The 9,525-nt window shown below is 43.3% G+C and carries 13 protein-coding genes and 1 tRNA gene; 4 read left to right on the top strand and 10 right to left on the bottom strand.

Annotated features, from left to right (window positions below; translation table 11 throughout):
- Positions 1–173: 173 nt before the first annotated feature.
- Positions 174–902, bottom strand: a complete 729-nt coding sequence (locus HWQ44_RS09595) for an ABC transporter ATP-binding protein (RefSeq protein ID WP_292717926.1) — start codon at positions 900–902, stop codon at positions 174–176.
- Between the two features lie 67 nt (positions 903–969).
- Positions 970–1,197, bottom strand: a complete 228-nt coding sequence (locus HWQ44_RS09590; RefSeq protein ID WP_292717925.1) for a ferredoxin family protein — start codon at positions 1,195–1,197, stop codon at positions 970–972.
- A gap of 284 nt (positions 1,198–1,481) precedes the next feature.
- On the opposite strand from HWQ44_RS09590, the gene HWQ44_RS09585 reads away from it, so the two are divergent.
- The 3 genes from HWQ44_RS09585 (at position 1,482) to HWQ44_RS09575 (ending at position 2,906) form a co-directional block, all read left to right on the top strand.
- Positions 1,482–2,102 carry a toll/interleukin-1 receptor domain-containing protein gene (locus HWQ44_RS09585; RefSeq protein WP_292717923.1) on the top strand — a complete coding sequence of 207 codons (621 nt, stop codon included), beginning with the start codon at positions 1,482–1,484 and terminating at the stop codon, positions 2,100–2,102.
- The gene (locus HWQ44_RS09580) at positions 1,988–2,536 is read left to right on the top strand and encodes a GUN4 domain-containing protein (RefSeq protein WP_366931371.1); all 549 of its coding nucleotides are present in this window, start codon (positions 1,988–1,990) and stop codon (positions 2,534–2,536) included. Before HWQ44_RS09585 ends, HWQ44_RS09580 begins: the two co-directional genes overlap by 115 nt.
- Before the next feature lie 133 nt (positions 2,537–2,669).
- The gene (locus HWQ44_RS09575) at positions 2,670–2,906 is read left to right on the top strand and encodes a hypothetical protein (protein WP_292717921.1); all 237 of its coding nucleotides are present in this window, start codon (positions 2,670–2,672) and stop codon (positions 2,904–2,906) included.
- On the opposite strand, the gene HWQ44_RS09570 is transcribed toward HWQ44_RS09575, so the two are convergent.
- From HWQ44_RS09570 to HWQ44_RS09545, 6 genes are all read right to left on the bottom strand, one after another.
- Positions 2,903–3,133, bottom strand: a complete 231-nt coding sequence (locus HWQ44_RS09570; RefSeq protein ID WP_292717919.1) for a putative toxin-antitoxin system toxin component, PIN family — start codon at positions 3,131–3,133, stop codon at positions 2,903–2,905. The two genes, HWQ44_RS09575 and HWQ44_RS09570, sit on opposite strands and share 4 nt — an antisense overlap.
- An 18-nt stretch (positions 3,134–3,151) precedes the next feature.
- Complete coding sequence (locus HWQ44_RS09565) at positions 3,152–4,366, bottom strand: ATP phosphoribosyltransferase regulatory subunit (RefSeq protein WP_292717917.1); 1,215 nt, start codon at positions 4,364–4,366, stop codon at positions 3,152–3,154.
- On the bottom strand, positions 4,366–5,316 hold the full coding sequence (locus HWQ44_RS09560) for a J domain-containing protein (RefSeq protein ID WP_292717915.1): 951 nt from the start codon (positions 5,314–5,316) through the stop codon (positions 4,366–4,368). Before HWQ44_RS09560 ends, HWQ44_RS09565 begins: the two co-directional genes overlap by 1 nt.
- A 74-nt stretch (positions 5,317–5,390) precedes the next feature.
- Positions 5,391–6,203 carry an inositol monophosphatase family protein gene (locus HWQ44_RS09555; protein ID WP_292717912.1) on the bottom strand — a complete coding sequence of 271 codons (813 nt, stop codon included), beginning with the start codon at positions 6,201–6,203 and terminating at the stop codon, positions 5,391–5,393.
- A 119-nt stretch (positions 6,204–6,322) separates the two neighbouring features.
- Positions 6,323–6,904, bottom strand: coding sequence for a thermonuclease family protein (locus tag HWQ44_RS09550; protein ID WP_292717910.1), 582 nt, complete (start codon positions 6,902–6,904; stop codon positions 6,323–6,325).
- Positions 6,894–7,262 (bottom strand): 2Fe-2S iron-sulfur cluster-binding protein, encoded by a 369-nt coding sequence (locus HWQ44_RS09545; protein WP_292717909.1) that lies wholly within the window; start codon positions 7,260–7,262, stop codon positions 6,894–6,896. Before HWQ44_RS09545 ends, HWQ44_RS09550 begins: the two co-directional genes overlap by 11 nt.
- Before the next feature lie 106 nt (positions 7,263–7,368).
- Here HWQ44_RS09545 and HWQ44_RS09540 point away from each other — a divergent pair.
- Positions 7,369–7,453 (top strand) — tRNA-Ser (locus HWQ44_RS09540).
- A 513-nt stretch (positions 7,454–7,966) separates the two neighbouring features.
- Here the strand turns inward: HWQ44_RS09540 and HWQ44_RS09535 are convergent.
- A complete protein-coding gene (locus HWQ44_RS09535) occupies positions 7,967–8,827 on the bottom strand; it encodes an SIMPL domain-containing protein (protein WP_292717907.1) in 861 nt (286 codons plus the stop codon).
- Positions 8,828–9,095: 268 nt separating this feature from the next.
- A complete protein-coding gene (locus tag HWQ44_RS09530; protein WP_292717905.1) occupies positions 9,096–9,473 on the bottom strand; it encodes a hypothetical protein in 378 nt (125 codons plus the stop codon).
- Positions 9,474–9,525 lie beyond the last annotated feature (52 nt).

Raw genomic sequence — 9,525 nt, 5'->3', positions numbered from 1 at the left:
GGATTATTGGGGAGAATTCTTTGAGCATCGAAAACGACGGTCGCGGCAGTGGCAGGATTTGTATTAGTTATAGATAGCGTAGGCGCAGCCCACCGTAGGCATCGCTATCGCCTGGTGAAGCTCCCTTATTAAGCTGGTGTTATGTTGAATGGGGCAAGAGTGATTAAAAAGGGTTAATGTCTCTTACCCGCTCCCAGATATAGCTCACCCACTTTCGGGTCATTCAACAATTCTTCACCAGGGCCGGAGATCGCATCACGTCCCGACTCTAATACATATCCACGATTAGCCATCTCTAAAGCTTTACGGGCATTTTGTTCTACTAAGACGATCGCAGTACCCGCCTGATTAATTTGTTTAATCTGCTCAAACACTTGTGTCACCAAGATTGGGGATAAAGCAGCAGATGGTTCATCCAAAATCAGCAAACCAGGTTCCAACATCAAAGCCTTGCCCATCGCTAACATCTGGCGTTCTCCTCCAGAGAGAGTACCAGCGCGTTGACGACGGCGATCGCTTAGTCTAGGAAACATAGTAAATATTTTATCTTTAATTGGTTTCAGGGGAACGTTAAGCACAAAAGCACCCATCTCCAAGTTCTCTTCAACACTTAGAGAGGGGAAGACATTGGCGATTTGCGGTACGTAGCACATTCCTCGTTGGACGATTTGATTGGACTTTAGCCCCACGAGATTTTCACCTTTGAAGGTAATTGTGCCTGTGTGGGGGATCAAAAGCCCAAAAATTGCTTTTGCTAAAGTAGATTTCCCCGCACCGTTGGGGCCAATCACTGTTACCAATTCTCCTGGTGCAACCTGGAAATTCACACCTTGCAAGATGTCTACGTCTTTGATGTATCCAGCGTGGACATTTTGAACGTCTAATAAATAGTCATTTGTCATTGGTCATTTGTCATTTGTCATTGGTCAACAGTCAAGTCAAACATAACTATTGACTGTTGACTATGGACTATTGTGGGGTTTTTTGCAACTCCGGTCGTTCTTCTGCAAGAATCGCCCCTTCTACAGGGCAAACTTGAAGACAGATGCCACAGTCGATGCAAGTGGCAAAGTCAATCCAGTACCAATCAGTTCCCTTGGCATTTTTGCCTGGGCCATCATGAATACAAGCTACTGGACAGGCATCTACGCAGTCAGCGACGCCTTCACAGACTTCTGTAACAATTGTATGCGGCATGTTCTCGATTCCCTCTCTTCTGTATCGGCTATTTCTAGCCTAGCAGGGGACTGAGGACTGGGGATTGGAGATACTGGTGTCAAGGTGAGTCTGAATGAGACGGTAATTTCTATTCATTACTAGCTCAAAACTCGGAATTTTCAAATTTACCCTTAGTAGTAACAAAATCAAGATTTTTGGCGTAAGTAAGCCCTCTCAGCTATTGCCGTTAGGTTCTAGGGAAATTCAGGCAAAAATACTATAATTTGTTACAAGCGTAATTTATCCTACTCCTGAAACGCAAAATGCCAGAGGTATCGCTACAGCTTTTCTTCTCCTACTCTCACAAAGACGAAGCTTTACGGGATGAACTAGCTAATCACCTAAGTACTTTGACACGGCAGGGTGTGATTTCAAGCTGGCACGATCGCAAGATACTACCAGGAGATGAGTGGGATCACCAAATTAATGACAATTTAAACACAGCCGATATTATTTTGTTACTCGTCAGTTCAGACTTTATCGGTTCAAATTATTGCTGGGAGGTTGAAGTCACCACAGCAATAGAACGTCACAATACAGGAAAAGCTCGTGTTATTCCAGTTATTCTGCGAAGGGTTGATTGGAGCGATACACCGTTTGCTAAATTACAATTTTTGCCCAAAAATGCTGAACCTGTTACCTCTTGGACTAATCGAGATGAGGCATTTACAAATGTAGCTCAGGGAATTAGGGCTGCTGCTCAACAACTCAAGGGAGAACGTCAACAAAAACTAGTAAACTACAAAGGGAACAAGCTGAAGCCGAGAAGCTGCGACAACAGGAAGTACAGAGACTCAAGCTACAAAGAGAACAAGAAGAAGTTGAGAGACTGCGACAAGAACAGCAATCTACTGGTAATGACCTACTTTCTGAAAAGGGTATAGACTATACGCGATTACGCGATTTACTCAAAGCTGGAGACTGGAAAGAAGCTGATCAAGAAACTCTGGCAGTTATGCTCAAAGCTACTGGTAGAGAAAGAGAAAGACAAGATTACTTAAATATAAATTCCATCCATAACTTTCCCTGCACTGACTTACGCACTATTGACCAACTGTGGGTAAAATACAGTAATGGGCGCTTTGGGTTTAGCGTGCAAAAGCGCATTTGGGAAAGCCTCGGAAAAGACTATGAAAAGTTTGGCGATCGCGTCGGCTGGCGGAAGAGCGAAAAATGGCTAAGATACTCAGACATGTTATTAAACACAAGTGCCCCCGAAGGACACCTTCCCGGAGTCCCTTGTGCAGGAGTTAGTTGGACTTTGGAACTTAGGGGGAAGGGGGATATCTTCTCTCGCGTCGAGACTTGTAAACTGTAACATATAAGGCTTTTAGGGAATGAAACAGCCCTGCCTTGTGAAGGGGAGGGTTGGGGAGGGGTGATTCAAGGATTTTTGCAAGAGGTCTAGTTAATATCAAATAAATTTGAATTGTTACTTGTGACTAAAAGTTATGAAAATAAAAGGCATCAAGCGCAAAAGTACTATAGAAATATTTCAGGAAATAAATATTCCTGATGGGCAAGAAATAGTCATTGAGATTTTATCCGAAGACTCTATAACAAGCGTCAGTGGTGAATCGCAATTCTGGAAATCCCTAGAAAAATTTCGCCAAGAACAAGAATTAGAAACCGCAGGTATTGAACCAGAAGTTTTTGCAGATGTACGAGATTCTTCCCCAGGACTTTAGAATATCTCAGGAAAATACCAATTGAGAAATTCTTGCGGTGTCAAAATGGAAATTGCGTTAAATGCTGTCAGCACCAATAAATCTAAATCGCCAGTTATAATAACTTCGGCATTAGCTGCCATAGCAGTTTCTAAAATTACAGTATCATCTAGGTCGCGTAGCTGGGGAGTTGAGAGTAGGGGAGATGAGGGGAGATGGGGAAGATAAAGCAATGCCCCATGCCCCATGTCCAATCCCCAACTCACTTAACGCAATGGTTCAATTTTTGGTGAACCATCAGCTTTGATCCAAGCAATTTGGGCAATCCCGCGATCGCGTGCATATTGGCGAATCGCCTCTGCATCCCTTCCCCCCAAATCAATTTCTACCCGCACCAAATCAGTAGAATCTCTGAGTTTTTGCGCGTAGGCAAAGGCAAAGACATTAGCACTGGGCGTCTCTGGTACTACCAACCAGTCACTCGCTGGAGTTACCTGTGGTAATTGCTGTGTAGACAACAGAACTTGGTATAAATCTTCGATGCTGAGTCCAAAACCAATTCCGGGGATGTTTTCTCCTTGAGGATGATATAGCCCCAAAAGCTGGTCATAGCGACCACCACGCCCTAAAACTCTGGCTTGGGATTCGGTAACGTTGACAACCTCAAAGACAATACCAGTGTAGTAGTCTATGGTCTGGATGAGGCTCAGATCAAGGATTAACGGCAGTTTTTTCTCTGATTCTAGTAATTCTACTAGGGATTTGAGGTTATTCACTGCCTCTCGCTGTTCTTCATCTAGATCCAAACTACTGACTTTTTGCAACACGTCTGCACTTGGCCCGCGCAAATCCATGATGATTCGGGCGCGATCGCGGAGTTTGTCACTCAGAGGTAAATTATCTATGGTGATGCGGTCAAGATGAGCGATCGCACTGCGAACTTGATCTTGTAAATTAGCAGGAAAGGCATTCAGGAGCGATCGCGTAATTCCCGCCTCACCTAAAATTAAATGCCATCCCTGCAAACCCAATGCTGCCAAACAATCTGCTACTAACAGCAATACTTCAGCATTCGCCAGCAATCCGCCAGCACCTAGCAACTCCACCCCAGCTTGATAAAACTCTTGCTGGCGATTGTGTCTACTTTCCCAAGTGCGGCGAAACACATTGGCATTGTAGTACAACCGTTGCGGATAACGCAGACCTGCCATGCGAGTGACAACAGTACGAGCAATGGATGCTGTTAATTCTGGACGTAGCCCTAACTCTTCATCTTCACCATTTTGTTGTAGTTGAATCACCATCTGACGCTGGATTGCTTCCCCCGCCATCAGAGTATCCATGCGCTCTAAAGTCGAGGTGATAATCCTGTGATATCCCCAACGATGAAACACCTGCTGTAACCGATCTTCAATCCAGCGTTTTTTCTCCACATCCAAGGGCAATAAATCCCTGGCTCCCGCTGCTGGTTGATACACCATTATTTTTTCTTCCCACCAAACAAACCACCGAACAAACCACCACTACCAGATTTATCTGGTTGCTTATCTCCATTATTGGGGGATGAAGTCACCTTCTGATCACTAGTTTGTTGTCCTAAAGCCCTATCTATTTTAGGTTTCCATTGCAACGCTGTTTCGTCATTAGGGTCTAATTTTAGAGCATTATCAAAGTGGATTTTTGCCATTTTTAGCTGATTTTGCTTCAAATACACCATTGCAATTAAGCTATGACAGCGACTATTTTTAGGTTCTAGTTTTAGAGCCTCTTGCAACTCTACTTTGGCTTGGGCAAATTGGTTTTTGTCAATCAAAGATTGAGCGCGACGAACATACTGTTCTACAATCAAGCCTTCTTTTGCTGACGCTGGTGCTGGTGCTATTGGTGTATTTGCCTGAGGCGGACTCGATTGGACTTTGGGTTGAGCAGGTGGCGACGACGCTGCGGATGATTTACCGGCACTCCGCATTAAATACACTAAATTCAACTCACTAACTTGGGCAATGACTTGCAGCACTTGTTCTAAAGAATCATATTGAGTTTGAGCTAGTTTTGCGATCGCACTTTTATAGAAATGATCGACATTAGCTGCCTCTACTAACTGTTTAGCCAAGTCGGTGTTTAGAGTTACCGAAGTAGACTCTTGTACCAGACGCTTACCAATTTGCGACAAAATTAGAATATATTCAGTACGAGTGCGATCGCCAGCAAGTTTTTCGTAAGCTGGGTTAACCAACTTTGATAACAATTCGTTACCGAGATGTTTTTGAGCAGCACTTTCAGTAAAACTACTGTCAGGGTGCAAGCGGCGGGCGATTTGGAGATAGCGTTTACGAATCTCTTTGACATCCGCATCAACTGGAACGCACAATACTGCGTGATGATCTATGAAATCATATTTAAATAGTCCACGATCTATTTTGAAAGACATATAGAGTTTTTGCACCAAAGGAGCAGTTAGATTGCTTTTAGTGTACCCAAAGTCGCGGGGAAAGCCCCCACCTCCTACACCCAAGCTGACAGCGGCGGAACTCGTAAAAGTTCGCTACTGAGGGAGTCGTGAATATAACTATTTGTGGTGAGAATTCTACCTGACTCAATTTTGACAGCAGTGCCATCGTAAGCAGTGACTTTGCCCCCAGCTTCTTGTACCAAAATTATCCCAGCGGCAATATCCCAAGGAGAAAGTCCCCGTTCCCAGTAACCATCGACACGTCCACAGGCAACATACGCCAAATCTAGCGATGCCGAACCGCTACGTCTAACTCCTTGGGTAAGATGGGTGAGATGACTAAATTCTGCGTAGTTATTATCAGAGGTTTCGCGGCGATCGTAAGCAAATCCTGTCACTAGTAGGCTTTTACTCAGTTCAGATGTTACCGAAACCTTGATGGGCTGACGGTTGCGCGTTGCTCCTAAGCCAGCAGCGGCACGAAATAGCTCATTGTGAAAGGGGTCATAAATTACACCAACTTGCGGAACGCCATTAATTAACAGCCCGATGGAAACGGCAAAAAACGGGTATTGATGAGCGTAGTTGGTTGTGCCATCAAGAGGATCTATTGCCCAGAGATATTCATTCTCTTGATTACCTAATTTCCCTGATTCTTCAGCGAGGATCGAGTGCTGGGGAAAGTGGCGACGCAAAATTTCTAAAATCAACTCTTCTGAGGCTTTATCAGCAGCGGTGACTAAATCACCAGGGCGTCCTTTTTCAATAATTGCGTCTTCTAACTTACCCAAGTAACCTTGCAAAATTGCACCAGCAGCCAAGGCCGCTTCTGTCGCAATATCTAGAAAAATTTGTAGATTAGTCATTAGTCATTAGTCATTGGTCATTTGTCATTTGTCATTTGTCATTGGGAATTGGTTATTAATTCTTCTTCACTTACATCACTCCCCCACTCTCCCCCTCAGGACTCAGGACTCAGCACTAATTAAAGATTTTGGCGGCGAAACTCAGCGGGAGTGAGACGCATGGGTTTCTCTGGGTTCCAGATTCCTTGTCCCATGAGTCTAGCCCATTGTTGGGCACGTTCTAAACGCTGGTCATACTTATGGTTAGGCGATCGCCCCACAAACATTGCATTGCCTTGTTTGACTAATTCTTCATTCAACAACACCTTATTTTTCCACACATAAGCTAGAGTTCGCCCGATTTTGTCTTTTGCTTCTAAATCAAACTCCAGTGTTACCGATTGTTCTACACCACCAATTAGATTCTCTAACTGTTCTTTTGCTGCTTCCCCCCAAGGGCGCTGTCGCAAATCTGGTGCATCAATACCCACTAACCGCACTTGGGAAATCAAATTTGGTTGTTCAGCCATGCCTAACACTTCCAAACTTTGCCCACTAACTACCCGTGCGACTTTCACCTGGGCTTCATTGTTTGGCAGCTGGTTTTTGCCTTGGCAACTCACCAAGAGCAATAAACAAGCCAAAATAGCTATTTTTCGCACCCAGCCACCAAAATGTAAAGGTATCAGAAATTTGGTGATATTGAATTGTTTATTCCTCATCTAAAGGTAAACCCGCTTTAATTCTCCCCCTAGCAAAATAGCGTCCAAACTGGAGTTCGTAGACTTCATCTTCGTCTTGCGTCTCCACTTCCAAGTCAGAACGGGGGTAACTCACACACAACAAGGCATAACCTTGGCGACGTAAATCTGGCGACAAGCCGATCGCCTCTGGTTGGTAAATTTCTCCTGATAACACTCTCACAGCACAAGCGGTGCAAGCCCCGTTACGGCAGGAAAATGGTAGTTCCACTCCTTGTTTTTCGGCTGTGTGTAGGATGTAGCGGTCTTCTGGCACTTGTAGGGTGTATGTTTTGCCAGTGGCGCGATCGCGAACTCTAATTGTGTATGTACGGGACATCTGGATTTGCGTTTTGGGATTAGGACTATCAGATTCAATCTAGAATATCTTTCTTTATCTTTGCATTTCCTGGAATTTTATAGTATAATCGTAACTTGTGGCACCTGGAGAGGTGGCCGAGTGGTTTAAGGCGCAGACCTGGAAAGTCTGTTTAGGGAAACTTAACGGGGGTTCGAATCCCCCCCTCTCCGTTCTCAAACCCAGGGTGGTTTCATAGAAAGAAATAAAACTTTTGAATTTGATTGGAAGACAGCACGTTGAGCTTGAGGGATAGTGCGAAAACCAAGAAATCTGGCAAGAGTGATGAAAAAATTATGTAAGATTGACTAGTTAACTGGAGCATTACCACCTCTTTGCAGTGGAAAGTCTTCTGAAAAAGTCACATCGCGAACCCAATGGAGTCGGTTTTCAATTCCCCAATGTTTCTGGGTGTTGATTAAAGCATCTTTAGCCGTTGCTGCAATTATTCTACGAGATTCATATTTGTTAGTTATCCATTTTTCTCCACCCTCTACAAACCATTATTATTTTTCTCTCGTTGTATGAAATCACTTTAAAAGGTTCGGGGGGATCAATAAGTGCCTATAATCACAGCAAAATACTTTTCAAACATTCTCTAAAATCATTACAAGCAAAATGCTCACCCCATTGCTATTGGTGTGGATGGTATAGATACACAACATTACAACTTACAATATAAATGTTTATTTCGTTGTATACGTCACAAAAATATCCTTTTTCATTTCTACTTCTGCCGGAGCATCTGGATTATAAGTCGGTGATAATAAAAAACTAGCAAAAGACGGCAAAGTAACTCCAGTTTTGGAACTACATGAGGGATAGAATAATGTGTAAAATGGCTCGGCTACAGAAGGAGTATCAAGTTTAACACCCATAGCTGTTGCTAAAGCCTGAGCGCGGCTTTGAGCATCTTTCATTGCTGATTGATAAACTGAACTCTGCAAAGCCTGACAGTCATTGACTGCGTACTCAACATCCACACTCTTGACGGAAAGATTTTCAAGTTCGCTCGTGGACTTGTTCGCTGTAGCAACAATTTCCTGGACGCGATCGCGCGTTGGTTTTTCCAGTCTCACCAATATTTTGGCGTTATTTTCACTGGAATTAGGGTTAATTTGTACTTGAATTTTATCAGCCCTAATTCCTTTTGCAACTAGGTCATTAACTACAGGCTGGAGAGTTGCTTTCGTTAGGGATTTTTTATTTGGCAAAGATTCTGCTGCTGTTTTGTAATTTAAGAGTAGAGTCGGTGAGGATATGCGGCGGGTTTGTGGTAGAGATGATGGTTGCGTTTCTAACTGATCATTGCTACCTCCACTACTGAATACTAGTTCAATATCGGCTGTATCTGCTGGCACTCTCACTACCCCTTGACCGATTACCATTAATGAATGGCGATCGCTTGCTGGTGGGTAAAATAATTGGGCATTAGTGACTTTGGGTGTTAATGCTCCCACCCCGACTGTCACAGTAATACTTACCAGCATTAGAGCAGTTATTTTTCTCATGTCCTGGGAATGTCCTTTGAACTTAGTAATTGTCAAAGTTTACACCTCAAGAGCAATATACTGAATCCTTTATCCAAATAATTGACTAAAAAAGGTACTGGGGAATGGGGAAGAATTATTTTAATCCTCATCCCTAATTCTACGGATAGTGTCAACCACAGGAGAAGGGTTGCACTTTGACAACAAATATTGAGCTAATCCCACTTCTTTTAGACTGACTTTAGTCGTGGGATTGGCTCAATATTCAAAAATTCACTGCGGACATGATTATATCTCAGCAGAGAGCCAAATTTTGTTAGAGGTATTAACCAAACCAGTGGGAAGGTTCACAAGCTGGTTCAACTGTTTCACAAAGATGATTGCTAATCCAATCTGACTTTTCTTGAACGATTAAACAAATGCCTTGGTGAATCAAATTTTGTAAATGTAGTTGCTGCTCTAAGGGTTTACGAGGCAACTTGTAATAAGCCAAGCTTTCTTGTTCAGCCTCTGCTAGCGGAATCTGTCCGTCAGACATCACGCTGTAAAAGGAGGGAATTCGGTTGAGGACGAAAGCAATTAGCTCTTGGCGTAAGTCAGGAATCGCAAAGGCTTGTTGATATGGATGAGATGGATATGTATCCAAAACGCTTTCAATCTCTCCTACTACTGATTGTTGTGTTAAATTGACTACTGTTTTCATGATTTTTAAACTCCTTTTTTAATCCAGTTAATGCTTGTTGTAGAAAATAACT

Source organism: Nostoc sp. JL34, assembly GCF_017114945.1.
Taxonomy (GTDB): domain Bacteria; phylum Cyanobacteriota; class Cyanobacteriia; order Cyanobacteriales; family Nostocaceae; genus Nostoc.
This window is presented reverse-complemented; position numbering and strand designations above follow the sequence as displayed.